This is a genomic window from Psychromonas sp. MME2 (assembly GCF_040566515.1).
GTDB lineage: Bacteria > Pseudomonadota > Gammaproteobacteria > Enterobacterales > Psychromonadaceae > Psychromonas.
The window spans coordinates 311003-335359 of sequence record NZ_JBEWXI010000012.1 but is presented as its reverse complement, the minus strand read 5'-3'; the positions used below and the strand labels follow the sequence as shown (position 1 = coordinate 335359).

At 43.2% G+C, this 24357-nt stretch carries 33 protein-coding genes, 1 other RNA gene and 1 pseudogene; all 35 read left to right on the top strand.

Features of this window, described 5'->3' with window-relative positions; all coding sequences use genetic code 11:
- The first annotated feature begins 81 nt into the window (after nucleotides 1-81).
- The 35 genes and pseudogenes from AB1A03_RS11980 to AB1A03_RS11810 all read left to right on the top strand — a co-directional run bounded on the left by AB1A03_RS11980 (nucleotide 82) and on the right by AB1A03_RS11810 (nucleotide 24295).
- Entirely contained in the window at nucleotides 82-2043 is a 1962-nt protein-coding gene (locus AB1A03_RS11980) for a transposase domain-containing protein (protein WP_354624870.1), read from the top strand.
- A 70-nt stretch (nucleotides 2044-2113) separates the two neighbouring features.
- Nucleotides 2114-3079, top strand: a complete 966-nt coding sequence (locus AB1A03_RS11975) for an AAA family ATPase (RefSeq protein ID WP_354624869.1) — start codon at nucleotides 2114-2116, stop codon at nucleotides 3077-3079.
- A complete protein-coding gene (locus AB1A03_RS11970) occupies nucleotides 3072-3425 on the top strand; it encodes a hypothetical protein (protein ID WP_354624868.1) in 354 nt (117 codons plus the stop codon). Before AB1A03_RS11975 ends, AB1A03_RS11970 begins: the two co-directional genes overlap by 8 nt.
- The gene (locus AB1A03_RS11965; RefSeq protein ID WP_354624867.1) at nucleotides 3416-3619 is read left to right on the top strand and encodes a hypothetical protein; all 204 of its coding nucleotides are present in this window, start codon (nucleotides 3416-3418) and stop codon (nucleotides 3617-3619) included. The genes AB1A03_RS11970 and AB1A03_RS11965 overlap by 10 nt, the downstream gene beginning before the upstream one ends.
- A 27-nt stretch (nucleotides 3620-3646) precedes the next feature.
- Nucleotides 3647-4267: a DUF3164 family protein gene (locus AB1A03_RS11960; protein WP_354624866.1), complete on the top strand. Its 621-nt coding sequence runs from the start codon at nucleotides 3647-3649 to the stop codon at nucleotides 4265-4267.
- A 2-nt stretch (nucleotides 4268-4269) separates the two neighbouring features.
- Nucleotides 4270-4344: hammerhead ribozyme type II (locus AB1A03_RS11955), an RNA gene on the top strand.
- A gap of 7 nt (nucleotides 4345-4351) precedes the next feature.
- The gene (locus tag AB1A03_RS11950; RefSeq protein ID WP_354624865.1) at nucleotides 4352-4666 is read left to right on the top strand and encodes a hypothetical protein; all 315 of its coding nucleotides are present in this window, start codon (nucleotides 4352-4354) and stop codon (nucleotides 4664-4666) included.
- A 2-nt stretch (nucleotides 4667-4668) separates the two neighbouring features.
- The gene (locus AB1A03_RS11945; RefSeq protein WP_354624863.1) at nucleotides 4669-5265 is read left to right on the top strand and encodes a gp16 family protein; all 597 of its coding nucleotides are present in this window, start codon (nucleotides 4669-4671) and stop codon (nucleotides 5263-5265) included.
- Nucleotides 5265-5780, top strand: coding sequence for an HI_1489 N-terminal domain-containing protein (locus AB1A03_RS11940; RefSeq protein ID WP_354624862.1), 516 nt, complete (start codon nucleotides 5265-5267; stop codon nucleotides 5778-5780). Before AB1A03_RS11945 ends, AB1A03_RS11940 begins: the two co-directional genes overlap by 1 nt.
- On the top strand, nucleotides 5773-6210 hold the full coding sequence (locus AB1A03_RS11935; RefSeq protein ID WP_354624861.1) for a Mor transcription activator family protein: 438 nt from the start codon (nucleotides 5773-5775) through the stop codon (nucleotides 6208-6210). Before AB1A03_RS11940 ends, AB1A03_RS11935 begins: the two co-directional genes overlap by 8 nt.
- Nucleotides 6211-6312: 102 nt before the next feature.
- Nucleotides 6313-6489 carry a hypothetical protein gene (locus AB1A03_RS11930; RefSeq protein ID WP_354624860.1) on the top strand — a complete coding sequence of 59 codons (177 nt, stop codon included), beginning with the start codon at nucleotides 6313-6315 and terminating at the stop codon, nucleotides 6487-6489.
- A gap of 81 nt (nucleotides 6490-6570) precedes the next feature.
- Nucleotides 6571-6882, top strand: a complete 312-nt coding sequence (locus AB1A03_RS11925) for a hypothetical protein (protein ID WP_354624859.1) — start codon at nucleotides 6571-6573, stop codon at nucleotides 6880-6882.
- Nucleotides 6883-7042: 160 nt separating this feature from the next.
- A complete protein-coding gene (locus AB1A03_RS11920; protein ID WP_354624858.1) occupies nucleotides 7043-7894 on the top strand; it encodes a hypothetical protein in 852 nt (283 codons plus the stop codon).
- Nucleotides 7891-8334: a hypothetical protein gene (locus AB1A03_RS11915; protein ID WP_354624857.1), complete on the top strand. Its 444-nt coding sequence runs from the start codon at nucleotides 7891-7893 to the stop codon at nucleotides 8332-8334. Before AB1A03_RS11920 ends, AB1A03_RS11915 begins: the two co-directional genes overlap by 4 nt.
- 142 nt (nucleotides 8335-8476) lie before the next feature.
- Nucleotides 8477-8842: a YcbK family protein gene (locus tag AB1A03_RS11910; RefSeq protein ID WP_354624856.1), complete on the top strand. Its 366-nt coding sequence runs from the start codon at nucleotides 8477-8479 to the stop codon at nucleotides 8840-8842.
- Nucleotides 8832-9440: a 3TM-type holin gene (locus tag AB1A03_RS11905; protein ID WP_354624855.1), complete on the top strand. Its 609-nt coding sequence runs from the start codon at nucleotides 8832-8834 to the stop codon at nucleotides 9438-9440. The genes AB1A03_RS11910 and AB1A03_RS11905 overlap by 11 nt, the downstream gene beginning before the upstream one ends.
- Nucleotides 9437-9667 carry a TraR/DksA C4-type zinc finger protein gene (locus tag AB1A03_RS11900; RefSeq protein WP_354624854.1) on the top strand — a complete coding sequence of 77 codons (231 nt, stop codon included), beginning with the start codon at nucleotides 9437-9439 and terminating at the stop codon, nucleotides 9665-9667. Before AB1A03_RS11905 ends, AB1A03_RS11900 begins: the two co-directional genes overlap by 4 nt.
- Nucleotides 9660-9965: a DUF2730 family protein gene (locus AB1A03_RS11895; protein WP_354624853.1), complete on the top strand. Its 306-nt coding sequence runs from the start codon at nucleotides 9660-9662 to the stop codon at nucleotides 9963-9965. The genes AB1A03_RS11900 and AB1A03_RS11895 overlap by 8 nt, the downstream gene beginning before the upstream one ends.
- Nucleotides 9965-10264: a VpaChn25_0724 family phage protein gene (locus AB1A03_RS11890; protein ID WP_354624852.1), complete on the top strand. Its 300-nt coding sequence runs from the start codon at nucleotides 9965-9967 to the stop codon at nucleotides 10262-10264. The genes AB1A03_RS11895 and AB1A03_RS11890 overlap by 1 nt, the downstream gene beginning before the upstream one ends.
- Nucleotides 10206-10834: pseudogene (locus tag AB1A03_RS11885) on the top strand (DUF3486 family protein). The gene AB1A03_RS11890 and the pseudogene AB1A03_RS11885 overlap by 59 nt, the downstream one beginning before the upstream one ends.
- Nucleotides 10834-10977 (top strand): hypothetical protein, encoded by a 144-nt coding sequence (locus tag AB1A03_RS11880; RefSeq protein WP_354624851.1) that lies wholly within the window; start codon nucleotides 10834-10836, stop codon nucleotides 10975-10977. The pseudogene AB1A03_RS11885 and the gene AB1A03_RS11880 overlap by 1 nt, the downstream one beginning before the upstream one ends.
- 26 nt (nucleotides 10978-11003) lie before the next feature.
- Nucleotides 11004-12407, top strand: coding sequence for a terminase large subunit domain-containing protein (locus tag AB1A03_RS11875; protein ID WP_354624850.1), 1404 nt, complete (start codon nucleotides 11004-11006; stop codon nucleotides 12405-12407).
- A gap of 8 nt (nucleotides 12408-12415) precedes the next feature.
- The gene (locus AB1A03_RS11870; RefSeq protein WP_354624849.1) at nucleotides 12416-13744 is read left to right on the top strand and encodes a DUF935 domain-containing protein; all 1329 of its coding nucleotides are present in this window, start codon (nucleotides 12416-12418) and stop codon (nucleotides 13742-13744) included.
- On the top strand, nucleotides 13707-14009 hold the full coding sequence (locus AB1A03_RS11865) for a hypothetical protein (protein WP_354624848.1): 303 nt from the start codon (nucleotides 13707-13709) through the stop codon (nucleotides 14007-14009). The genes AB1A03_RS11870 and AB1A03_RS11865 overlap by 38 nt, the downstream gene beginning before the upstream one ends.
- A complete protein-coding gene (locus AB1A03_RS11860; RefSeq protein ID WP_354624847.1) occupies nucleotides 14002-15408 on the top strand; it encodes a phage minor head protein in 1407 nt (468 codons plus the stop codon). Before AB1A03_RS11865 ends, AB1A03_RS11860 begins: the two co-directional genes overlap by 8 nt.
- Nucleotides 15401-15634, top strand: coding sequence for a hypothetical protein (locus AB1A03_RS11855; RefSeq protein WP_354624846.1), 234 nt, complete (start codon nucleotides 15401-15403; stop codon nucleotides 15632-15634). Before AB1A03_RS11860 ends, AB1A03_RS11855 begins: the two co-directional genes overlap by 8 nt.
- The gene (locus tag AB1A03_RS11850; protein WP_354624845.1) at nucleotides 15634-16071 is read left to right on the top strand and encodes a phage virion morphogenesis protein; all 438 of its coding nucleotides are present in this window, start codon (nucleotides 15634-15636) and stop codon (nucleotides 16069-16071) included. Before AB1A03_RS11855 ends, AB1A03_RS11850 begins: the two co-directional genes overlap by 1 nt.
- A 224-nt stretch (nucleotides 16072-16295) precedes the next feature.
- Entirely contained in the window at nucleotides 16296-17378 is a 1083-nt protein-coding gene (locus tag AB1A03_RS11845; protein WP_354624844.1) for a phage protease, read from the top strand.
- Nucleotides 17378-18286, top strand: a complete 909-nt coding sequence (locus AB1A03_RS11840) for a Mu-like prophage major head subunit gpT family protein (protein ID WP_354624843.1) — start codon at nucleotides 17378-17380, stop codon at nucleotides 18284-18286. The genes AB1A03_RS11845 and AB1A03_RS11840 overlap by 1 nt, the downstream gene beginning before the upstream one ends.
- A gap of 69 nt (nucleotides 18287-18355) precedes the next feature.
- Nucleotides 18356-18922: an HI1506-related protein gene (locus AB1A03_RS11835; RefSeq protein ID WP_354624842.1), complete on the top strand. Its 567-nt coding sequence runs from the start codon at nucleotides 18356-18358 to the stop codon at nucleotides 18920-18922.
- Nucleotides 18922-19338: a gp436 family protein gene (locus AB1A03_RS11830; protein ID WP_354624841.1), complete on the top strand. Its 417-nt coding sequence runs from the start codon at nucleotides 18922-18924 to the stop codon at nucleotides 19336-19338. Before AB1A03_RS11835 ends, AB1A03_RS11830 begins: the two co-directional genes overlap by 1 nt.
- Nucleotides 19338-19763, top strand: coding sequence for a phage tail terminator protein (locus AB1A03_RS11825; protein ID WP_354624840.1), 426 nt, complete (start codon nucleotides 19338-19340; stop codon nucleotides 19761-19763). The genes AB1A03_RS11830 and AB1A03_RS11825 overlap by 1 nt, the downstream gene beginning before the upstream one ends.
- Entirely contained in the window at nucleotides 19760-20521 is a 762-nt protein-coding gene (locus tag AB1A03_RS11820; RefSeq protein WP_354624839.1) for a phage tail tube protein, read from the top strand. Before AB1A03_RS11825 ends, AB1A03_RS11820 begins: the two co-directional genes overlap by 4 nt.
- A gap of 13 nt (nucleotides 20522-20534) precedes the next feature.
- The gene (locus tag AB1A03_RS11815) at nucleotides 20535-23780 is read left to right on the top strand and encodes a tape measure protein (protein WP_354624838.1); all 3246 of its coding nucleotides are present in this window, start codon (nucleotides 20535-20537) and stop codon (nucleotides 23778-23780) included.
- Nucleotides 23777-24295, top strand: a complete 519-nt coding sequence (locus AB1A03_RS11810) for a hypothetical protein (protein WP_354624837.1) — start codon at nucleotides 23777-23779, stop codon at nucleotides 24293-24295. The genes AB1A03_RS11815 and AB1A03_RS11810 overlap by 4 nt, the downstream gene beginning before the upstream one ends.
- Nucleotides 24296-24357: the final 62 nt, after the last annotated feature.

The window sequence follows — 24357 nt, the reverse complement described above, 5'->3', positions numbered from 1 at the left end:
GTTATAGGTGTGCCTAGAAGTATATAACAGTTAAGTGTTATAGCGAAAGATGTTAACGAAACAGTTAAAGGGATTAGTAAAATGAAATATTGGTTTTCAGCAACAGAGTTATGTGAGGTGCCTAACCTGCCTAGCACTGTGCAGAACATAAATGCAAAAGCCAACAAAGAGCAATGGCAATCTCGTCCTCGCTCTGGTCAAGGTGGTGGTAAAGAGTTTCACATCGACTCATTACCAACCGAAACACGCGCTCATTTAATGCTTCAAGCATCACAAATTGAAGTGAATGGCACTGTGTTTGACCTACCGAAAAAAGACAGTAGCGAATTAAGTTACTGCCCTGAAGCGCTCTGGTATAGCTATGAAAAAGCAACCAGTAAGCATAAAGAAAAAGCACAGCATAAGTTTACTATTGCCTGTGCAGTCGCAGACTTACGTAGCCAAAACATTCCTATTAAAAATGCATTAGAGATGGTGGCTGAAAAGTTTGAATCTAGTGTGGGGACCGTTCGTCGTACTTTCTATACCGTTGATGGTTATGAACGTTGCGATTGGATCACCTTATTTGTTCCCAAATATAAAGCGCGTAAAGCAGCATTAGATGCAGAATTTACACCTGAAGCATGGGAGTTTTTAAAGGCTGATTATTTGCGCCTTGAGCAACCTTGTTTAACAACAAGTATCGAACGCACCATTATTGCAGGTGAAGATAAAGGTTGGGTTGTACCATCGGAATCTTCCATTATTCGCAAAATAAAGCGTGAAATCACCAAAGATGAAATCGTGCTACTTCGTGAAGGCGAGCATGCACTGATGAGCCTTTACCCATCGCAACGCAGAACGGTTTTAAACATGCATGCAATGGAGCATATCAACGGTGATGGTTACCAACACAATGTGTTTGTTCGTTGGCACAATGGTGAAATTGTTCGCCCTAAAACATGGTTTTGGCAGGACATTTACAGCCGTAAAATTGTGGGTTACTACACCGATATATCAGAAAACACCGACTCTATCCGCCTTGCTTTAATGAGTGTGATTGAACAGTACGGCATCCCGAAAGAAGTCACGATAGATAACACCCGTGCTGCCGCCAATAAAAAAATGACAGGTGGCGTTAAAAACCGTTACCGCTTCAAAGTCAAAGAGGATGACCCAAAAGGGATCATTCCGTTACTTGGCATTAAATTGCATTGGACAAGCATCAACTATGGCAAAGGTCACGGCCAAGCAAAACCGATTGAGCGTGCTTTTGGTGTGGGAGGTCTTGAAGAGATGATCGATAAGCACCCATTAAATGCGGGTGGTTATACAGGCGCTAACCCAATGGCTAAGCCTGACAATTACGGCTCTAAAGCGATTGCAGTTGATGCTTTTTTGCAATCAGTTGAAGCAGGTGTTGCTCAATTTAACGCACGTGCTAAGCGTGAAACTGAAGTCTGTATGGGGCTTTCCTCTTTTAATGAAGTGTTTGATGTGAGTTATCAAGCTTCACAAATCAAAAAAGCAACCAAAGAACAGTTACGTTTGTTAATGCTGACAGCTGAGAGCGTCACGCTACAAAAAGATGGCTCATTTACTCTGCAATCCGGTGGCACGATAGCTAATCGTAAAAACCGTTATAGCAACCTTGAGTTGATTGGAATGCAACTTAAAAGCAATAAATTAGAGATCCGCTTCGACCCAAGAAACCTACATAAAAGCGTGCTTTGCTACAGCCTTGATGGTCGTTTTATCTGTGAAGCTGAATGTATTGATATGGCTGGCTTTAATGATACTAGCGCTGCGCGTGAACAACATAGACACCGCACCCAATACACCAAAGCGACCAAGAAAGCAGCGCAAGCACAGCAAAAAATGGATATAGCAGAAGTGGCTGCACAAATGCCTGCTATTGAACCACCGCCACCGCCAGAAACAAAAATTGTAGAAATGTTCCAACAGGTGGGTAACACCCTACGTAAGCAGCAAGTAGAAGTAGATGAGCGGGAAGATGCATTTTGCAGAGCGATGGACTTAATCCAGCTAGGCGATGAGATATAAAAAAGCCTGCTTATAGGGCAAATATAAACAGGCTTTAAATAACAATTAACTTTCAATTAAGGACAATATTATGACAGAAGAAAATGTAATTTCAATTAACAGTAATGCCAATTCACTGCGTGAGTCAATTAACACGCTTATTAATAGCTCAAGCTACACACAGGCACAGATATCACGTGAAACATCGATTGGTAAAACACGCTTGTCGCAGTTTTTATCTAACAGTTATACCGGTGATAACGCGCCGATTATTAGCACATTAAGTCAATGGCTTGAGCTTCACACTAACAAACAAAGCGTCATGCCCAGTGCACCTGACTTTGTAAAAACAACGACTGCAAAGCAAGTTATTTCAACACTGCGTTATGCACAAGCGAGCCGTGGTGATGGTATGAGTGTCGTAATGGGGGCTCCTGGTGTTGGTAAAAGCGCAGCCGCTAAATATTACGCCGACAATGCACCAAACTGCTGGCTAGTCGTTGCTTCACCAAGTCTTTCTAGCCTTGTAGGTTTTTTCTATGAACTTGCAATGGAGCTAGGCATTGATAATCCACCGCGTCGTGCTAACTCACTTTGTCATGTTATCCGCCATCGTTTAGAGGGCACTAATGGTCTGATCGTGATTGACGAAGCCGACCACCTGCAGCTAGAAGTGATTGAAGAATTGCGCGTGATGCAACAAAAAGTGGGTGTTGGTCTTGCGTTAGTAGGCAACCCAACGGTGTACGGCAAGATGGTTGGCGACTCTCGCAAAGTTGACCTTTCACGCCTTGAATCACGCATTGCAAAACGCCTTTCTATTCCAAAAGTAAAGCAAAGTGATATTACCTCTATCGCCACTGCATGGGGACTAACCAGTGATGTAGAGCTTGATCTTATTAATAACATTGCAGGAAAACGTGGGCAGTTAAGAAAGTTAAGTCACACATTACGCCTTGCTTCAATGATTGCCCAAGGTAGTAACCAGCGTATGAATGAATCACATATTCGATCTGCTTTTAACGACCTAAAACAAGAGGGAGCCGACCATGTTTAACCGCCGTTTACCTAAAATTCGTGGTGAGTTTATCGTCACCACAAGCAACGATCAATACCTGCTTGATGATGGCTTGCAGTATGAAATATCTGTATCAACAGAAACCGAGTTTGACCTTGATATTGATCTTGATGAAGATTTTAACGTGTGTGAAAAATTAGTGGTCACCTTCCGCCCGAACCGTGCAGGTTGGAAAAAAGCGTACCGCCGTTTACGTCAACAGTTTAAAGGACGTATTCAGTGCTTTGACAAGCGCGTACCACCTACATTAGCAACACGTTTACGTCATAAAAAAATGCTTGAGCAGTTTCACGGCATTAAACAAGGAGCCACACCATGTGCCTAGTTAACAAACTTTTTACTCAGCAAGGTTTTGAAGTGGTCAACGTGAGCCGTACAGGTAAACGCCCAATGGTTTTAGTGCGAGGCATTCCTCATCACTACCGAATTAAAAAAACAGCCTCTCACTGTACTGATGAGTCAGGCATTCAATACCGTCTTGGCATGTGGCTTGGTTGCCATGTTGCCGTTATCCAATAACCAATAGTGCAATCAAAGGAAAACAGCATGAAAGATGAAAAAAACAACATCCCAGAGGGATACCGTCGCAACGCTCACGGCAACCTCGTTCGTATCGAAAACATTAAACAGATTGACCTGTTACGTGATGAGTTAGTCCTGAAAATCGCTGAAAAAGCACAAGGTTTACAAACCCTTATTGCCGAGCATAAAGCCTGGGCGATGGGTGAAATTAACGCCTTTGTTGAGTTGAGCGCCAACGAGTACGACAAAACATTGGGTGGCAAAAAAGGCAATGTGACGTTGCATAGCTTCGATGGTGAGTTTCGCATTAACCGTTCAAAAGCCGATGTACGTCATTTTGATGAACGTATTCAAATAGCAAAAGAGCTTATCGATGAATGTATTCATAGTTGGTCAGATGGTGCAAACCCGAACTTAATGACCATGGTTGATATGGCCTTTAAGGTAGATAAACAGGGCAATATTGATGTTAACCAAGTGCTGGCATTAGGTCGCTTAGATATTCAAGACGATAAATGGGAACAGGCAATGAAAGCCGCACGTGATGCGATTCAGGTCACGGCTTCAATACCTTACCTGCGTATTTATCGACGTGACAAAAACGAAGAGTACCGCCCTGTGGTGCTTGAATATTCCAAACTTTAACCGAGCGAAACACGCTCACTTAATTTAGTGGTCGTGTCTGCCTAGCGTTGTGGCTGGGTACTGATGAGCAGCAAGGAGAATTTTATGAGCTTTAAGATAACAGCATTGCAGATTGCATATGAAATGCAGCGTAATAGAAAATTTTATACCCGTAGAGGGTTAGCAACAGATATGGGTATCCAATACCAGTATTCGGCAAAAATATTTAAAGAGCTGGAAGAAAACCCTATTTATATTATACGCATTCAGGCATCTCCCTACTCAATCAAAGTGCTGAAAATATCTGCAGCGGCGCCAAGCGTTCAATATGACGCAGCTAATAGCCGCGACGCATTAGCAAAATTACGCAAACGTTGTTGGGATTTAGCACTTGGCATGAATGCCTCTCAAGGAGTGTGAACATGGCTTACCCCGTATCAATCAAAACATTAATCACCAAAATCCACATAGCAAAAGGTCAGTTGGGATTAGATGACGACCTTTACCGTGCAATTTTAAAAGAAGCAACAGACAAAACAAGCTGCTCTGAGATGAACTTTGCTGAACTGATGATGGTATTGCATTCTATGGAAAAACGCGGGTTCAAAGCGAAAGCCCCAACGAATAAAAACGGTAAACGTTTCTCTCGCCCAAGCGACCAAACCGCTTATAGCCGTAAACCACAGGATAAAATTGTGGCAATTTGGATAACCATGCAACGTCATGGGTTTGTGAAAGATGGTAGCGAAACGGCGCTTGATAAGTTTATCAACAATCAAACCCGTCAAACGGGCATGTTTGCCGTTACTAGCTTACGTTTTTTAAGCCCACAACAGGCAAGTAAAATCATCGAAACGCTAAAAAAATGGCATATCAGAGAAATGACAAAAGCATTAACGCCACACGAAGTAGTGGGAGTCATGCCTTATGCAGATTTAGTTAATCATTTCAATAATATGTTCCCTGGGCGTGATAGTACCCACCCAAGGCATGATATAGATGCAGAGGATGAAAAATAATGAAGCTAGGTCGTTGCCCGATTTGTCGCACCCACCTGCATTTAGATGCGTTAATCAGCGATGATGCAGGTCGTGAATTATTGGGTGCAATCAGCAAACTTGATAAGCGTTTAGGGCAAGCCGTGGTGAGTTATATCAGCCTGTTTCGTCCTGAAAAAAGCGATTTAAGCAATGCCCGCGCTCATAAATTAATGACCGAAACGCTGGATTTACATAAAAACCCAGCGTGTTTGGCTAAAGCACTCAATGACACAGTGCAAAGTTTACATGCAAAACGTCAGCAACAGCTTAGTTATAACCAAGTGCCTAAACCGTTGGCTAATCATAACTACCTCAAGCAAGTGTTAAACACCATTCAAGGTGAGTTTACTGCCAGTTCAACGCCGGTTAAACAAGGCTCAAGTATCGAGATTAAAGAGTTTGGTGGTGCAGTGACCGATGCCGAAAACGATGCAAAGAGAGATGCTTTGTTTAAGAAATTCAACGCAAAAGTAGGAGTGAAAACCAATGCCTGAAGAGAACCAATTAAGCCTATTGGGTGAGATTGACGAAACCGAGTTGAACGCCCTCAATAAACAGCTTGAAGCGCTGAGCGACGACGATCATCAATGGTCGGTATTGCGCTGGCCAGAACGACTACAAACCTTATATGCCGTGGTATTGCGTGAGCTACAAAGCTTAACATTTGACGATAACAGCAAACATCGTTTAGCGGTCAGCATCATCACTGCGCAATCACACTATTTAGGGGGGCGCGAATTATACCTGCCAACCAACAAAACCTTAAAAGAAGCGTTACGCGACTTGCACATATTCAATCGTTTTAGAGGCAATAACATTAGCCAGCTAGCCCGAGAGCATGATCTCACGGAACGCACTATTTACGACATTCTTGCTAAACAACGCAAAATTCAACTTAACCGCAGACAGAAGAGTTTGTTTTGAAGAAAGCGGTTAGCCGTTAGTTGTTAGTTAAACCACCGCCCCTTCATTGGGGCTTTTTGGTGCAAACCCACCACTTTTGATGGGTGAAAATAGGAAATTTATATGACATTAGAGCAATTTGATAAAACTAGTTTTGGTGCATCAATGAAGTGCATTTATAAGGGAAAGGAAAGATTAATTGGAGGAGTTGAATTTGAAGAGCGATTAATTGGCCTTGTAAATGAGTGTGATGAAGATGACCGCGATTGGGTGAGGTGTGAAAATATTAAGTTGATTTAATTAACCAAATATTTCAGCCCCTTCATTGGGGCTTTTTGGTGCAAACCCACCACTTTTGATGGGTGAAAACAGGAAATGAATATGAAACATGAATTAATTGCTAAACAAGCAGAGGCACAACTAATAGAGTCCAAAGCCATCCAGGCTAATTTAGAAGACCGATTTGGCGCGACTATTCCAGTAGATGAAACCGTCAGCGTATCAGCTGCAAACCTTGCGTTCATGAATGAAATTGTCGCAGAGTATGCACAGTTAAAGCTATCACTCGTTAAAATGATGGATCTTAAAACGATAAAAGCAGGCGAATTAACATTAGAAGGAGTTCATGCTGATATATTTAAATTTGGAATGTCTACTGCACTTGAACTTGTTGGCTCTCCCTGCGTCGAATGACGAAATCTAACTAAACAGATTAACCCTCGCCCCTTCATTGGGGCTTTTTTATGTATTAAATTCTGTTTTACGTGTCATTTAATTTATTAAATAATTAATCTATGTATGATTAGATTCATTATGAATAAAAACAGTCTGCTTGTTCCATACAAGGATATATATGATCAGCAAAACTAATACTTTTGAATTATTCAGATATCAAATTCTACCCGTAGATAGATATTTTCAAGGCGATTTATTTAGTGGAGCTAATAACATTGAAGATATCATTGCTCGTAAGAACTCTTTCTTTAAAGACGCTCTTGTAGGACAAAAAGATTTTTCAAATCAGACCTGTAAAACTGCGGTTAAGCTTTTACATCAGGAAGAAGATTTCTTCTTATATAGACTAGCACATAACAAAACACTACATCTTGAAACTCGGGATTTTAAAAACGAAGCTGTTGATAGTTGGCCATCAATCATGGTTGCAATCTGGAACCATCCAGAAAAGCAATACATTGCTGTACAGAAACGTACAACTGCGTTTGCAAAATGTGAAACGGTGGCGAAGTTAATCCTTGAAAAACTTGAACCTCAATTAACACACTTTCACCTCCGTGCAATCTATGAGCCTTTATTTGAGAAACAGCAATTTTGGACACTCTTAAGGCGGCATAGAGGGAAAATAAAATCAGTTGATTTTGAAATAATAACCCCTAACATGGCAAATATATCAGGCACATTACCTGATGATTTAAAACTATTCGCAAAATGCACCAATTCAACTCGAAACCATTTGAAAATTGAATCGGAACCAGATGCAGCGCTTTACTTAGAAGAAGATAATGCAGCCCTTAAGGGTTTAGTTGACTATAGCAGTGAAGGAGGTGGCAACATTTCAGTTAAAATAGATGGAATTAAAAAGCATCATCAAACCTCTCGCACAGTTAAAGAGTTAACATTAGGAGAAATAGAGATGACTGGCGGTGCAGAACAACTAGCCTCAATTTTAAAAGAGTTACTCAAATGATTTCGCATATTGTAAAAACTTCATTCTTAGCATTAGGTATCGGCTTTATCGCTGAAATTCTAAACCTGTGGCTTTGTTCTGAGTTTCTACATAAGTTTCTTAGTGAAAATTTAATAACAATTCTTATTGCATTGTTGGCAATAAACGCAACAACAATGGGAATTGTTTTAACCAAAGTTAGAGAAATGGTTGATGCGAAAGGTGGAGCTAGTTGTTTTAAAAGAACTAGGGATCAAATGCTTCTTTCCATAAAAGAGCAGATTTCTTTAATTGTTATTTCTATCATAGTTTTAAGCGTAAAAGGTTCTATTCATATATCTTCAATTGAAAACTTACCATTGCTTTTAAATGTTTTGATTATTGGAGTTTTTGCCTACTCGCTACTTGTGCTTTATGATACTGCAAAAAGTGTCCTTATCATTATCGACCATGAAGAATAATTAGAAGAATTAATCACCTACAATATTTTAAGAACACCTACAGCAAGTTATATATCCCGAATCACTTCAAATCCAATAAATCCCCAAGTTCAGCATACTCGAACCATTACCTAATTGGGATTGAGGTCATTCGGGATTAACAATGAAAATTACAAAACACTTCTCAAAAACAGAGTTTCAATGCGCCTGCTGTGGGGAGCAAAAGATAAATTTAGGCTTAGTTATCATCCTTGAAGACCTACGCGCTCACTTCAATGCCCCCGTTTACATCAACAGCGCCTACCGTTGTGAAAAACACAATAAAGCAGTGGGAGGTGCTGAAAATAGCCAACACGTTAAAGGTAATGCCGTTGATATTGTGATGCGCGGTGTTTCACCTCGTCATGTTTATGCCTATTTAGAAGATGCACCTTATGCCAATCTTTTAGGGTTAGGGTTTTACGCAACGTTCACCCATGTAGATTTGCGTGGCACCAAAGCCCGTTGGGGGGAAGTTAATGTGGGATAACATCAAAAATATTATCGGCAGTAGCGCACCATTAATCGGCACCTTAATTGGTGGTCCTGCTGGCGCTGCCGTTGGGGGGATGGTTGCTTCTGCACTGGGTTGTGACAATACGCCCGAAGCGATAGAGCAATCGCTTAAAAGCAATCCTGATGCGTTAATCATCCTTAAAAAATTAGAATTGGATAATCAAATTCAGTTGAAAAACCTCGCCTTTAAACATGCAGAGCTTGAAAGCGATGAACGCAAACATGCACTGCAACAGCAACACGTCACTATGCAAGCTGAACTCGCCAGTCACGATGCCTATGTCAGACGCTGGCGACCGACCTTTGGTTATGCAATGTGCCTCGCGTGGTGCTTGGTTTTTTTTGGGTTGACCTATGCCATGGTCTTTCATCCAGAAAAAGCAGCTGATTTAGTGAATAGCGTGGTTGCGCTTACGCCCCTGTTTGGTATCGCGCTGTCTGTGTTGGGCATTAGCATTCATAAGCGCTCGCTTGATAAACAAGTTGCAGCAGGTATTCAACCAGTCGGCATTTTACAAGGGATAAAGCAGGCCATTGTGAAAACTGGCACACAGGGAGATATAAGCAAATGAGCGACATCATTGATAACGCCAATCAACAGAATGAAGTGTGGTTAGAAAGTCATATCGCTGCACAAAGAGCGCATAAAAACGAGCCAGTACATGTGATTGGTAACACACATTATTGCATTGATTGTAACGAGCCGATTAATCCTGAACGCGTTGCAAAAATGCCATCCGCATCTCGTTGTGTTGACTGTCAAAGCGCAATAGAGAAAAAGGAAAAGCACTTTGTTTGAATTTATTGGGAAATACTGGGTACAAATCTATGCGCTTTTGTCTGTTATTTTTTATGGCACAACGTGGGCGATGAGAAAAACTTACGCTAGCAAAACACATGTTGATGATTTAGAGCGACGAATTACCCAAGTTGTCAATGATGTCAAGCAGTTGCCAACAGATAAAGACATGCACCAACTCGCACTAAAAATAGTTGAAATAGGCGGAAAAATGGATGGTGTGTCAGTGCAGTTATCAAAACTACAGCGCACTACCGAAATGTTGGTTGAAAACGAAATACAGGGAGAAAAAAGATAATGTCGATGAAACAGATCATGCAAGAGCATCAACGCTTGGTGGTTTTGCGCTTATTAAGTGAAGACTTAGGTTATGACTTAAATGAGTCAATTTTACAAGATGGCCTTGGTGTTTATAGCCTTTCTATTAGTCGCGACGCACTGAGAACACAGTTAGCATGGCTTGAAGAGCAAGATTGCATTGAGTTGACGGTATTACAAAACGGCACTCATTTAGCCAAATTAACCTCTCGTGGTTTGGATGTTGCAAAAGGATTGGCAATTCAACCAGGCATTAAGCGTCCACGTCCGGGGGAATAATATGAGCGATAAAGCCACGCGTGGAAAGCGCTCTAAAATTGATTTGCTTCCTGATGACGTTAAAAAACTGTTAGATAGCTTATTGCGTAACAGTAAGCATTCACAAAAAGAGATCGTCGAGGCGGTGCATAGCTACATTGACGAACAAGGTTATGACGAAAGCATTAAACCTTCAACATCGGGCGTTAACCGCTATTCATCGAAGATGGAAAAAGTAGGTAAAAACCTACGTGAAATGCGTGAAATATCACAAGTATGGGTCGCTGAATTGGGCGACAAACCAACGGGTGAAGTCACTAAGTTAGTGCTTGAAATGGGCCGTTCCAGTTATTTAAAGCGATGATGAACAGCGATGGTGATACTGACGTTGATGTTGGCATGATTAAAGATGTGATGCTTGCATGTCAGCGCTTAGAGCAAACCGCCATGCTCTCTCATAAGCGTGAAAAAGAGATCCGCAAAGCTTTTGCAGAAGAAGCTGCCGCGGTGGCTGATAAAGTAGTGAAAGCAGCTGGCTTAACCAAAGAAGCCGTTGACCAGCTGAAAGCTGAAATATTAGGGATTGCCTAATGGCACAACCAGATCTTACCAAACCCAATATATTTGATGGCACCTCTTTTGATGAAAAGGAAGTGCTATTAGGTTATCAAAAGCGTTGGATTGCTGATGAATCACCTTTAAAGATTGCCGAGAAATCACGTAGAACCGGTTAACTTGGGCGGAAGCAGCTGATGGAGTATTGACCGCCTCAGCACAAAAAGCGCACGGTGGTTGTCATCATTTTTACGTTGGCTCAAACAAAGAGATGGCGCGTGAATTTATTGATGCAGCCGCTATGTGGGCCAAGGTATTCAATAAAGCCGCAGGCGAAATTCAAGAAGAAGTATTCATCGATGCAGGTGATGGTAAAAGCGGAGACAAGGAGATATTAACCTTTGTTATCTACTTTGCCAGTGGCTTTAAAATTCAAGCGCTATCAAGTAACCCATCAAACCTACGGGGTATGCAAGGTAACGTGACCATTGATGAAGCCGCCTTTCATGACAGACTCGCGGAAGTATTAAAAGCCGCCTTAGCCCTGACTATGTGGGGCAGTAAAATTCGCTTAATCAGTACCCACAACAGCGTTGATAACCTCTTCAACCAACTGATTCAAGATAGTCGAGCAGGTAAAAAAGATTACAGCGTGCATACCATCACCCTTGATGATGCCTGCGCGGATGGGCTTTATAAACGTATCTGCCAAATCACTAAAAAGCCCTGGTCGCAACAAGCGCAAGACGATTGGATTGCAGGGCTACTCAAAGCCACAGCCAGTAAAGAAGATGCGCTAGAAGAGTATTACTGTGTGCCCAAGCAAGGCGGTGGCGCTTACCTGTTGCGAAGCCACATTGAACAGGCAATGAACGCCGATTACCCCATTGTTAAATATGAAGCAGGCGATGAGTTTATTACGTGGAGCAAGCACCGTCGCGAGTTAGAAATTGAAACATGGTGCGATGAAGTTTTAGCGCCCTTGCTTGAAACCTTGAATGATGACCATAGCCATTCCTTTGGGGAAGATTTCGCCCGTAAAGGCGATTTAACCGTTTTGATTCCGATGGAAATCCGCAAAGATTTAAGCAAACACGTGCCGTTTCAAGTAGAGCTGCGCAACCTGACCTACGACCAACAGCGACAAGTACTGTTTTATATGCTCGATTCTATCCCTCGCTTAGTGGGCATGGCCTTTGATGCAACGGGTAATGGCGGTTATTTAGCCGAGCAAGCGTTACTGAAATACGGCGCGGAGATGGTCGAGTGCATCATGCTCAATGAAAAATGGTATCGCGAATGGATGCCCAAACTTAAAGCCGAGTTTGAAGATGGCAATATTCAGCTACCTAAACATGCCGACAATCTTGATGATTTACGCCATATCAAAGTGATCAACGGTGTACCGAAAATAGAGAAAGGCAAAAGCAAAGGTGAAGACGGCAAACAGCGTCATGGTGATATGGCCGTTGGGCTGGCAATGGCAAATCGTGCCAGTGAGATGGAAGGTAGCGCCATTGAGTTTGAAGCGATTCCCGAAAGCGCTTCACGCTTTGACCCGTCAAACGATGACGATGATTTTAACGAATTTCAGCCTAGAGGTTGGTAGGAAAAACAATGCTAATAGATATTCACGGTAACCCGATTAAATCGACCAAACAGCTTGAGCAGCAACAAAGCGATGAATCACAGCTTGCACACTTGCATCAACATATTGATGAGCACCCAACCAGTGGGCTAACACCTACGCGACTGGCGACCATTCTAAAAGAAGCGGAGAGCGGTCATTTAATCTCACAAATGGAACTCGCTGAAGACATTCTTGAAAAAGATGCGCATGTGTACTGTGAAGTTGAAAAACGTCGCAAAGCTTTGTTATGTGTTGAATGGGATATCACCCCACCACGCGATGCAACGCCTGCTGAAATTGAAGATGCGCAGATGATTAAGCAGTCGCTAGATGACTCGATGCTGATGGATGATGCCATTTTAGACATGGCAGATGGTATCTTTAAAGGGTTTTCATGCCTTGAAATTAAATGGCGTAAAGACAATAACCAATGGGTAATTGACGATTTGCTGTTTCGCCCACAGTCTTGGTTTCAGCTAAACCCTGAAAACCGTGAGCAAATCATGCTTCGAGATAACTCGCTATTGGGTGCTGCATTACAACCGTTCGGTTGGGTGGTGCATCAACATAAAGCAAAATCAGGCTACTTAGGGCGTGCGGGTTTAGTGCGTCAAATCGCATGGCCGTTTCTGTTTAAAAACTTATCGGTGCGTGACTTAGCGGAGTTTTTAGAGATTTATGGCTTGCCACTGCGATTAGGTAAGTACCCAAGTGGAGCAAGTAAAGAAGAAAAAGCCACGTTGTTACGCGCAGTGATGAGTATCGGGCATAACGCGGGTGGCATTATTCCCAAAGGCATGGAGCTGGACTTTCACAGTGCTGCCGTGGGTGGTGCTGAGCCCTTTGAAGCGATGATAAGCTGGTGTGAGAAGTCACAATCTAAAGCGATCATTGGTGGAACGCTGACCTCACAGGCCGATGGGAAATCATCAACCAATGCATTAGGTAACGTACATAACGAAGTGCGCTTAGAGTTTCGTAACTCCGACTTAAAGCAGATAGCCGCCACTATTACCCGTGACATTGTTTACCCGTTATACGTAATGAATGGCTCAACGTATCAATCAGAGCGCCGATTACCACGCTTTGAATTCAATCTGGTTGAGCCTGATGATATGAAAAGTGTCGCTGACTCATTACCTGCATTGGTTGGCTTAGGCGCACGTATTCCCGTAAATTGGTTACACGATAGATTACAAATTCCGATTGCCGATAAAGACGAGGCGATATTAGGCACGCCAACTGTCGAGCCTGGTGAAACCAAAACAAGCAGAGTTAGTGGCATTAAGTGCCAAGGCAACCCTTCACAAAATTAAACAACTCAGTGATGAGCACGATGCCCCTAGTCAGTTCGCTAAACAATTAGGCGCACAGATGAGTGATAACCTAGACGCGATGAACCAAGCGATTTACCAGCTTGTTGAGCAAGCCAATAGCTTAGATGAGTTACAAACCTTATTGGCAGATACCCATTTATCACTGGATGATGTCACGGAGTTGATGGCGCAAGCGATGGCAACCAGTGAATTAGCGGGTCGTGCTGATGTAGCAAATGAAGCAGAGAGCGAAGCCAATGAGTAGCGCCCGTTATGGCTCGTTACCCTTTAAAGAGCAGATAGACTTCTTTCGGGCCAAGCTCAATATCAGCACAGAAGCGTGGGACGATATTTGGGGCAACGCCCATAACAGCGCATTTATGGTGGCTGGCGCAATGGAAAACGATCTGCTTAATAGTTTTCGTAAAGCGGTGGATATTGCCATTAGTGAAGGCAAAGGCATTGGCTGGTTTAAGTCTGAGTTTAACGAAATCGTAAAGAAGAACGGTTGGCAACATACGGGTAATAAAGATTGGCGTGCGCGTATCATTTACAATACCAACCTACGCCAAAGCTACAACGCAGGCCGATGGGCACAGTTGCAACAGTTTGAATTTTGGCAGTACCAACATGGCGATAGCTTTAATCCACGTATTCAGCACAAAGCGTGGCATGGTCTGACCCTGCCCAGAGATGATTCTTTTTGGCAAACGCATTTCCCATCAAATGGTTGGGGGTGTAAATGTAAAGTGTCTGGTAAACGCAAAGGCACAGATGACAAAGCACCTGATATTGAACTGGTTGATTACATCGACAAGAAAACGGGCGAAGTGATTAAAGTGCCCAAAGGGATTGATCCAAGTTTTGACTATGCGCCTCATGCAAGCGAACAATTAACGCGTCAAAAACAAAAGCTGATCGATTCTGCCGTACCTTATCAAACACCAGAGCGGATTGTGCCCACGGCATTTAGTAGTGTTGAAAAGGTGGATATTCATCGTTTAAATGATGTGTTAGATAAATTAATGTTAACGGATGCAGCCCCTCAAATTCAGCTGTTAAGTGCATTTATTAAAAAGAATAATCGCAAAACGCTATTTATTAAAGAGTCTGAAATGACGTTGAATGCACAGGCGGCTTTGATTGCTAATGACGTTGCTAAGTACCTTGATGTTGAACCTATGGATGCTTTAAAACTGTTTACTGTGAGAAGAGCAAATAAACCATTAGGCTTTACCCGTGCTGATTTTCAGCATATTGTGATCAACACTTTTTTAAACGCAGATCTTAAAAAGGTGAATACACAAGCTATACTTGATGATGTTAAGCTGATTATTCAGCAAGGTATTATGAAAAAAGGTCGTCACCATTTTGATGATGGAGATGAACGTTGGTATGCTTTTGCAGAGGCTGGCGGTGACCTCTATGACAATGAGGCTGTTTTTCTTACTTGGCTACATGAGATGGGGCATCAAGTGCATTACAAGTTAGGCGTTCCTGAGCGCCCAACTGATTTATACTTAACACGCTACGCCAACAAAGACAGCAAAGAGTGGTTTGCAGAGCATTTTACTGCTTACGTCTTAGATCGTAATGAGTTAAACAATCACTGGCCTGATATCGTGGCATGGTTTGATAATATGATGGAAAAATTAAATGAATAAGCTTTCTCTTTTACAGCAGTCAGAGTTAATTTTTAAACAAGATCCTTTAGCTGATGATGCATGGCAACAGCTTGAAGCATTAGAAGCGCAAGCGACAGGTAAAGAAAAAGAGTACATTTCTCTGAGCTTTGAAGCACTGATTGCCAGCGCCACACCTGAACAGTTTGAGCGTTGGAGCCCAGCGCCCACGATTGAAGAGATGGAAGCATTAGGGCTTAACGTATAATGGCAGGCGCATTCCTCTCAGTTGATTTAGTCGGTCAACAATCGATTGCTGATACATTGCAACAACTCGCCAACCGCACCAACAACCTCACCCCTGCACTCAGTGAAGTGGGTGAATACCTTAAAGAGATTCACGCGCAACGCTTCAAAGACCAAGTAGCTCCCGATGGCACACCTTGGCAAGCGGTGAGAGCTGAAACCTTAAAAAACAAAAAACGACCCGATCGTATATTACGTGAAGAGGGAACGCTTGCCGATTTGCTGACTTACCAGATTGGCGATCAACAACTCAGCTTTGGTACTAATATGGTTTATGGTGCGACACACCAATTTGGTCGAGAAGATGCCAATATCGTTGCGCGTGAATGGTTGGGGTTGAATAGTGAACAGGAGCAATCTGTACTCGATATCTTGGTGGGTTATATTCAAACGGCTTAAAGCTCAAAATCGCACGCTAAGCGTCGCAAACAACAAAACCACACAACGAGCGCTTTAAAAATAGTTAAACAAATCTGAGCGTTTTTAAACGGGTTTTAAACGCGGTTCTAATATAAATTGTATTTGCAAAATCCTCTGTTTCCATTTTTACGCAAAAAAGCCTTATAGCACTTCCTGAATCACTTCAATCACAACTCGATTGGCAATCTCGCTAATCTAGCCTCATGAAAAAATTAAATAGCACAAACATCGCGGCACTGGTTGCTGAAATTCTCGACGTAAATGATGGTTGGCATCAACTGCTACCTGCTGGCTTTTTTAAAGCGGTTGATGGTCGCCCTCATGATGTTGCCACTGGTCAATGGTATTTAGATGCGCAGGTTTTCGAGCAGATGAAAGCGCGCACACCGCACCAAGCTTCTGATTTGGTTATCGACTACGAACACCAGACCTTGAATGCTAAAAGCAATGGCAACCCAGCCCCTGCATCGGGATACTTCAATTTAACTGAGCTTGAATTTCGTGAAGGTGAAGGTCTATTTGTGAAGCCTCGCTTTACTGACAAAGCCCTCGCATTCATCAAAAACAAAGAATACCGCTATCTCTCTTGTGTTTTTGCATACGACACAGAGACCGGCAAACCCACTTACCTTCACAGCGCGGCATTGACTAATCGTCCTGGTGTGGATGGCATGGCCCCCCTTGCTGAACTCTCAGCACAACTTTTAATTAATTCACCTCAACACAAGGAAGCAACAATGAACAAACTGCTCATTGATATGCTCGCAAAACTGGGTATTGACCTGCCCGATGCGAACAATGTCACCCCCGAACAAGCCACGGCAGCGCTCTCTGCTCTGGATAATTTACAAACTGATGCCGCTAAGGTCGAGGGCTTAAAGACACAACTTGTTGCGTTAACGGCAGAAAGTACGGGCGTTGATTTAACAAAGTTTGTGCCCGTTGAAACCTATAACGCCTTGAACACTGAATTTGCAGCACTCAGTGCAAACAGCGGTAAAGCGCAGGTTGAAGGCTTAGTAAAGCAAGCTTTTGATGAAGGCAAAATTCGTAAAAGTGAAATGGGTTATTTAACCGATTTAGGCAATCAACACGGTATTGCTGCGCTAACGGCCTCACTCGATGTACGTGTACCGATTGCAGCACTCAATGCAACACAAACCGATGGCAAAGCCCCAACAGATAAAGTTGCTGGTCTTGCTCAACTCTCAGCAGAAGATGTTATTGCAGCCGATTTATTAGGCATTAGCCATGCAGACTTTGCTCAATCAAAAGGTGAAAAATAATGGCGTTAGTAACTCCTGCATTAATTTCAGCCCTGTTCACAGGCTTTAATCGTGAATTCCAAGGTGGCTTAACGGGTGTAGAAACGCAATACACTAAAATCGCCTCTGTTATTAAATCAAGCAGTAAAAGCAATACCTACGGCTGGTTGGGTAAATTTCCATCATTGGCTAAATGGGTCGGCGACCGTCAAATCAAGTCGATGCAAGCACACGGCTACCAAATCGTGAACGAAGATTACGAGTCAACGGTCGGTGTTGATAAGAACGATATCGAAGATGATGAGCTAGGTATCTATTCGCCACTCTTCCAAGAGATGGGTAATGCCGCCGCGATTCATCCTGATGAGTTAGTGTTTGGCATGTTGAGCGCCGGTTTCACGACCCTGTGTTATGACGGACAAAACTTCTTTGATACCGATCACCCCGTGAATGATGCCGTTGATGGCAGTGGTGCGGATGTGTCTGTGGCGAACATGATTGTCGATGGCGCTTATGTCGGTGCACCTTGGTTTATTTTGGATACCTCTCGCGCTATTAAACCACTGATTTATCAAGATCGTAAAGCACCGTCATTAGTCTCAATGACCAAGAATGACGATGAAGCGGTGTTTATGTCGCGTGAGTTCCGCTACGGCGTGGATAAACGTTGTGCGGTGGGCTTTGGTTTCTGGCAAATGGCCTTTGCGATGAAGAAAACACTGAACGGTGATTCTTTATGGGAAGCGATTGAAGCAATGCGCGCTATTAAAGGCGATGGTGGTAAAAAACTGGGTATTAAACCAACGATTCTAGTGGTCCCAACCTCACTTGAAAAAGTGGCTACGCGTTTGCTTGAGCGTGAATTAGATGCAAATAGCTCTAATGAACTCAAAGGTCGAATTGAGTTACTGGTGGCTGATTACCTTTAACCCTTACATTTTTAACTTAGTTCCCATGCTTTGCGTGGGAATTCAGACTTAACATGGAGTAAACATGAAATGGCTAACAAAAGTATTACTGTTTTTAATTCTTCCCATTCTGGCTATCGTCGTGCTGGCCTCGTCTTTAACAAAGGCGATAACGTCATCGACGATGCAACGGATGCGCAAATACACGCGATCACAAATGATAAGCGCTTGGTATTACAAGGAGCCGATAAAGCAGACACCGCTACGTCAGCGGACTTGGTGGCAGGGAATAACAGCCTACAGCAAAGCGTAGAAGGTGATGGCTCAGGTGACGCATTACCACCTGTAGTTGTACCACCTGAAAGTATCGCGTTTCTTGTTGCGATCATGCAATGGTTACAACGTGCAGGCACGTTAGAGCTGACAGGCTCAGGCGCACCTACTACAAAGTGTTTAGAAAATGCGATTGAAGATGATGTGCAAATCAGTGCAGCAATGCGTGATGAAGCGTGGAATTGGTTAAAAGAAAATCCCACTTATCAGGCAGAGCAGGAATCACCAGAAGTTGACGTGACAGAAGACGAAGTAACAGACGTTGAAACGCCTGAAACTGAGCCTGCGACAAGTGAAACTTCAGAAAGCGAAGGTAACGCCTAATGTATTGCAGTGTGAACGAGATGGCTAAGCGGTTCGGCCAAAAAGAGCTAGACAAATTAGCGCGAGCTGATGATAACTCCTTTGATGCCACGCAGGTTGAGCAAGCCATTACGGATGCCACAGACCGTATCGACGGTTATTTAGCCTCTCGTTATACACTGCCGTTTATTAGCGTTCCCACCGTGCTGAACCGTTTGTGTGCGGATATGAGTCGTTACTTTCTCTATGACAGTAACGCGCCAGAGCAAATCAAAACACGTTACGACGAAGCGATTAGCTTTCTGAAAAGTGTTAGCACTGGACAAGCATCATTAGGACTTACCGATGATAACAGCACTCCCGAAAGTAATGATCTGGCGGAAATACAATCCGCAGGCACTTTGTTTGGGCGTGCTGACTCAAAAGGGTTTATCTGATGAACTATTTAGCCTTGGGGGAATTGTTGATCTCGCGTTTAACCGATATCACCGAGTTTATTGATGTGCTATCAGGCGAACAGCTCAGCAAAGTCACGGAAGAGAACCTTAGTACCCCTGCTGCGCATGTTGTGTACCTTGGTGATGCGATTGATAAAACAGCCCAAGGCGGTGTTATCAGCAAAATCAAACAACGCTGGATGGTGGTCATTGCGGTGCAGACCTTTGATAGCCGTGATGCTCAGCAAGAAGCGGGTGAATTAATGGGCAAGGTATTTGAGCAATTACAAGGCTGGAAGCCTGCCCCTGAGTTCACCAATTTACACCGTGAAAGCGCAGGCACGCCACCCCTTTACAAAAATGGCTACGGCTATTTTCCCTTACTTTTTACAACCCACATGACCATTAAAGGAAAACGAACATGAGTGAATCTACAGGCCTGCTCTGTGCAGGTAACTTTTACCTTGAGAAGCTAAACGCCCAAGGTATCGGCGGTGGCTTAATCGGACCGATTAATACCACTAAACTTGAAATTAAACCCACCAGTGAAGATAAAACTCGTAAATCCACTAAAAAAGCCAATTTTGGGCAAACAGCGGATAGTGTAACGATTCCTGGCGCAACAGAAATTAGTATTGCCCTCGATGAACAACCCACTGAAGTAGTTGAAATTGCCCTTAATGGGACCAGTGAAGCGATCAATGTTGGCGCAGGTAGTATCACTGAAGAGTCGGTAGTCTTAGTAAAAAATCGTTGGACAGAGTTTTCACTGAGCAATGTTGTTTCTGATGGATTGGTTATTACTGACACTGATAATGCCGATGCACCGTTAGTGGTTGGTGACGACATTGAAATCAACTACCAGATGGGCATGGTCAAGCCGATTGCAGGCGGCGCAGTGGAAGATGGCGGTAACATCAAAATCACTGCCACCTCAAATGCGATCACCGGCACACGTGTTAAAGCAGGCGCTGCATTAGGCACTAAATACCGTGTTTTATTAGATGGTCAAAACCTTGCTAATGGCAAAAACGTTAAGCTTACCGTGGGTAAATGTACGCTTTCAGCTAGTAACGGCACGGACTTTATGGCGGGTGATTTTGTCAGCACCGAGCTATCGGGCCAAATCGAATTGAGCGCACAAGGTGTGGCTCCGTACTTCTTTGATGAAACGGATGCATAAGTAGAGAGTCGTCATGAGTAATTTATCCTTATCCCTTAATATTGATACGCGCACCACTGGCAGTGAAAGCCTTAAAAAACTCTCTGGTTTGATTGATGAGCTAGGTGAAGAGGCACAGCACACCCACGGTGAGGCGAAGCAGTTAGGGGCGAGGATAAATGAACTTGAGCAACAAAAAGGGGCAATCGCCTCTTTTCGTTCGCTTAAAAAAGAGCTGGGTGAAACCACCGCTAGGCTTGAACAGGCAAAAGCGAAAGCCACGGCATTAGGCCGTGAAATGGGCGAAACTGATAAACCCACTAAAGCGCTTAGCAAATCATTTAACGATGCCAAGAAAAAACTCACTGCACTTAAAACCGCAGAACAGCAGCAAACCCAATCATTACAAGCGATGCGCGGACAGCTTGAGCAATCTGGTATTAAGACCAATCAGCTTAATAACGCCCAAAAGCAGTTAGCTATCCAGTTGCGCGCTACTGACCAGTGGGCAGAGATGTTAAGCAATGAGCTTGAACATCAAAAACGCACGCTTGATAAAACAGCCACTTCAACAGAAAAACTTACCACTAAAAATAAGAAAACTAACCAAAGTTTCAAAGAAGTGACCACGGGTGGTAAAGGCTTTAACGGTCAACTCAATAAAATTACCACAGGGTTGGTTGCTGCAGGTGCTGCCTATGTGGGTATTAATACCGTTACTGGTAGCATTAAAGACCTATTAGCAACGGGTGGTAAGTTTGAAAAATTAGATACACAGATGCGTGGCATCATGGGCAGTATTGAAGCGGGTGATAAAGCAACCGAGTGGGTGAAAGACTTTGCTAAAAATACGCCACTGCAATTAGATGGTGTGACTAAAGCATTCATTAAAGCCAAAGCCTACGGACTCGATCCGATGGATGGCACGCTCCAGGCATTAACCGATTCAGTCTCAAAATTAGGCGGAGGTCAAGAAGAGCTTGAAGGTGTTGTATTAGCCGTTGGCCAAGCATGGAGCAAACAAAAGCTACAAGCTGAAGAAGTTAACCAGCTCGTTGAGCGCGGCATCCCTGTTTGGTCATTACTTGAAACGGCGCTAGGAAAAACCACCGCTGAACTTCAAAAAATGAGCGAAAAAGGTCAAATCGGCCGTAAAGAGATGAAACTGCTGATTGATGAGATGGCAAAATCATCGGCTGGTAGTGCTAAAGCGATGATGACCACCTGGGACGGCATTGTCTCTAACTTGTATGACAACATTGATAAAGTTAAAAATACCATCGCTAAAGCGGGTCTGCTTGATACCTTCAAAGCGGAGCTGTCTGGCATTAGCACTGCGATTGATGAGATGGCCGCCGATGGTTCATTGCAAACCTATGCCAAAGAGATAAGCGATGCGATTGTAGGCACATTAAAAACCCTGAAAAATGGGCTAGTGACTGTTTATGAGTGGCGTGAGGAATTAGCCACGCTTGCAAAAGTGGTGTTAGGCATCAAATTAGCCTCTATGTTCGGTGGGTTCGTTAGTAGCGCAGCAACCGCGACGACTGCATTAGCTGGATACAGTGCAGGATTACTGGCAACTGCGAGTAGTGCTAAAGCATTTACCCTTTCAATTGGTGGTATCGGCCTTGCGATTGCGGCAGGACACTTTGCAATCACCGAAGTGACTAAATACCTCATTGATTATGACAAATCCATCAATGCGGCTAAAGAGTCACAAGCTCGTTTAGTTGAATCAAATAAAGAAGTAAAAGCCAAATTCGCAGAATTCAGTGAACAAGTTGGCATCACCATCAAAGATATCGATCAGCTTGACCAGTTGATTGAGCAGGGGGTGATTGCGTGGGATAACACTGCAAATGCTTACGTCAATGTAGCGAACGCAGCCAAAGCGAAAGCAGACGCGATTAGAAAAGCACGCCAAGAAGAAAAACAAGCAATCCTTGATGCTAGCCCAATGCTTGCGCAGATTGATGCGATTAGCACTGCTATCACCAATCAAGTTAGCGCAATAGAAACCGCCGCATCATCGAACAAATTAGGCGAATGGGCGGAACAATTTTTTATTCAGTTTAACCCTGCATCCATTGAGCAAGTAGCAACATTAACTGGCACGCTAGATGAGATAAACAGTCGTAGTGACCAGTTAGGTAATAAGTTACAAAGCCAATTAATTGATAAATTAAAGGATCTAACGGGTACGCAGTTACTTGCTTTTCAGCAATCAGCACATAAAGCCTTTGAGCAAGGCCATTTAAGTGCGGACGAACTAAGCGATACATTAACAATTAGTTTGTCTTCTGCACTGAAGAAAGTCGCTGTCGATGCTCAGGTGGTAAATGGTGAATTTACCGATATGGGCGTTGATATTGTCAATACCTTTGATGCGATTGTTAGTAACGCAAATGCTTCTTCTGCTGTTATTAAAACTGCCTTTAATGCGGCTTTAAATAAGGTTTCAACACAGGCCGATTTAAACGAATTAAGCACCTCATGGGAGAATTACGCAAAATCTGCCAAGTTGTCAGCCGATGAGTTAGCCCTTGGTTTATTAGAAACCAAAGTAAAAGCGCAGGATTTAACCTGCGCTTATGACTTACTGGGTATCACCTCCGCTGAAAAATTAGCCCTGACCGCGGAGCGTCATAAACAAGCTTACGAACAGATTAAAATCCATTCTGCTAATACGAACGATCATAAGTTAGCGGTGTTAGCCTGGGCGGAAGCTGAAATAGAAGCTGCAACAGCGCAAGGCAGAAGCGTTGACCAATCAGTAGTGCAACAAGCCGCTATTTTAGGCGTCACGCTTGAAATTGATAAGCAAAATAAAGCACTAAACGAACAAGGCAAGCAGCTCGATAAAAACAGGGACAAATATATAAACCGAGCTGCAGCCAGCAAAAGTATTGTTGATGCTGCCGTTGAAGAGCGTAATGCGACAAAGGATACCAGTGAAGCGGTAAAAGAAGGTGGTGACATTATTGTTAATGTTACCAACCGCACAGTTGATGCAAGCGTTTCAATGGCTGGCGCATTCATGGCGGTCGCTGACCAAGCCGACTTAACACAGCTGAGTATTGGCGGGTTAGCGGATAAAATAGAAGAGCTTGAGGGACGTATTTACCAGAATCGTCAAGTTCACAGTGAGTGGTTTAGTGATATGGCTCGCGATCAGATTGTGCTTGACCAGCAATCTCTGAAAATTGCACGCCAAACAAAAACACTACGTGAATTAGAGCAAGCGTTGGGGCGACTGAAAACCCAACACTGGCAATGATTAATAATACTGAGCATGCAATTGGTAGCTTAAACCGTTTAGATTCAAGTCAGCTTTCTGCGCTTCATAGCCAGTTAGATAGCGCGCGTCAAAAACTAGAATCACTAAAAGCCAGTGCTGAGTCTGCATTAAATAGTGTTCAGGATGAAGTTGATCGGATTGCTGGTAATGAAGCAGCTATCGAAAAGCGTAAGTATGAAACTAAATTAGCTTCATTAAATAACCAGTTACGTGATGCAAAGCTATATCAAGATACACAATCGATTAATTCTTTAAAAGAAGCAATTCGTTTAACAGAACAGCTATACAAACAAAAGCTAACGGCAATTAAAACTGAAAATAAAAATCAAACTCAAGCACAAAACGCCAATATTTCATCACCTGTTTCAGCGTCACAGCAAACTGTGGTAGTAAAGTTAGAGCTTGGCTCTCAGTCAGCGAATATTCAAACCAATGAGGCGGGTAAAGATGATTTATTACGCTTGTTACAACAAAGTAAATTAACAACTATATAATCATTTTACGCATCATCACGAAGCGCCTCAATCCCCCTCGCCCCTCCATTTTTGCAATACTA

Coding starts and splice junctions, on each gene's coding strand:
- AB1A03_RS11815 (WP_354624838.1), top strand. CDS start 20,535: ATGAGTAATTTATCCTTATCCCTTAATATTGATACGCGCACCACTGGC.
- AB1A03_RS11820 (WP_354624839.1), top strand. CDS start 19,760: ATGAGTGAATCTACAGGCCTGCTCTGTGCAGGTAACTTTTACCTTGAG.
- AB1A03_RS11810 (WP_354624837.1), top strand. CDS start 23,777: ATGATTAATAATACTGAGCATGCAATTGGTAGCTTAAACCGTTTAGAT.
- AB1A03_RS11980 (WP_354624870.1), top strand. CDS start 82: ATGAAATATTGGTTTTCAGCAACAGAGTTATGTGAGGTGCCTAACCTG.
- AB1A03_RS11935 (WP_354624861.1), top strand. CDS start 5,773: ATGCCTGAAGAGAACCAATTAAGCCTATTGGGTGAGATTGACGAAACC.
- AB1A03_RS11945 (WP_354624863.1), top strand. CDS start 4,669: ATGGCTTACCCCGTATCAATCAAAACATTAATCACCAAAATCCACATA.
- AB1A03_RS11825 (WP_354624840.1), top strand. CDS start 19,338: ATGAACTATTTAGCCTTGGGGGAATTGTTGATCTCGCGTTTAACCGAT.
- AB1A03_RS11960 (WP_354624866.1), top strand. CDS start 3,647: ATGAAAGATGAAAAAAACAACATCCCAGAGGGATACCGTCGCAACGCT.
- AB1A03_RS11860 (WP_354624847.1), top strand. CDS start 14,002: ATGAGTAGCGCCCGTTATGGCTCGTTACCCTTTAAAGAGCAGATAGAC.
- AB1A03_RS11930 (WP_354624860.1), top strand. CDS start 6,313: ATGACATTAGAGCAATTTGATAAAACTAGTTTTGGTGCATCAATGAAG.
- AB1A03_RS11975 (WP_354624869.1), top strand. CDS start 2,114: ATGACAGAAGAAAATGTAATTTCAATTAACAGTAATGCCAATTCACTG.
- AB1A03_RS11830 (WP_354624841.1), top strand. CDS start 18,922: ATGTATTGCAGTGTGAACGAGATGGCTAAGCGGTTCGGCCAAAAAGAG.
- AB1A03_RS11880 (WP_354624851.1), top strand. CDS start 10,834: ATGGCACAACCAGATCTTACCAAACCCAATATATTTGATGGCACCTCT.
- AB1A03_RS11940 (WP_354624862.1), top strand. CDS start 5,265: ATGAAGCTAGGTCGTTGCCCGATTTGTCGCACCCACCTGCATTTAGAT.
- AB1A03_RS11840 (WP_354624843.1), top strand. CDS start 17,378: ATGGCGTTAGTAACTCCTGCATTAATTTCAGCCCTGTTCACAGGCTTT.
- AB1A03_RS11965 (WP_354624867.1), top strand. CDS start 3,416: ATGTGCCTAGTTAACAAACTTTTTACTCAGCAAGGTTTTGAAGTGGTC.
- AB1A03_RS11925 (WP_354624859.1), top strand. CDS start 6,571: ATGAAACATGAATTAATTGCTAAACAAGCAGAGGCACAACTAATAGAG.
- AB1A03_RS11950 (WP_354624865.1), top strand. CDS start 4,352: ATGAGCTTTAAGATAACAGCATTGCAGATTGCATATGAAATGCAGCGT.
- AB1A03_RS11845 (WP_354624844.1), top strand. CDS start 16,296: ATGAAAAAATTAAATAGCACAAACATCGCGGCACTGGTTGCTGAAATT.
- AB1A03_RS11855 (WP_354624846.1), top strand. CDS start 15,401: ATGAATAAGCTTTCTCTTTTACAGCAGTCAGAGTTAATTTTTAAACAA.
- AB1A03_RS11970 (WP_354624868.1), top strand. CDS start 3,072: ATGTTTAACCGCCGTTTACCTAAAATTCGTGGTGAGTTTATCGTCACC.
- AB1A03_RS11850 (WP_354624845.1), top strand. CDS start 15,634: ATGGCAGGCGCATTCCTCTCAGTTGATTTAGTCGGTCAACAATCGATT.
- AB1A03_RS11905 (WP_354624855.1), top strand. CDS start 8,832: ATGTGGGATAACATCAAAAATATTATCGGCAGTAGCGCACCATTAATC.
- AB1A03_RS11915 (WP_354624857.1), top strand. CDS start 7,891: ATGATTTCGCATATTGTAAAAACTTCATTCTTAGCATTAGGTATCGGC.
- AB1A03_RS11910 (WP_354624856.1), top strand. CDS start 8,477: ATGAAAATTACAAAACACTTCTCAAAAACAGAGTTTCAATGCGCCTGC.
- AB1A03_RS11900 (WP_354624854.1), top strand. CDS start 9,437: ATGAGCGACATCATTGATAACGCCAATCAACAGAATGAAGTGTGGTTA.
- AB1A03_RS11835 (WP_354624842.1), top strand. CDS start 18,356: ATGGCTAACAAAAGTATTACTGTTTTTAATTCTTCCCATTCTGGCTAT.
- AB1A03_RS11920 (WP_354624858.1), top strand. CDS start 7,043: ATGATCAGCAAAACTAATACTTTTGAATTATTCAGATATCAAATTCTA.
- AB1A03_RS11890 (WP_354624852.1), top strand. CDS start 9,965: ATGTCGATGAAACAGATCATGCAAGAGCATCAACGCTTGGTGGTTTTG.
- AB1A03_RS11870 (WP_354624849.1), top strand. CDS start 12,416: ATGCTAATAGATATTCACGGTAACCCGATTAAATCGACCAAACAGCTT.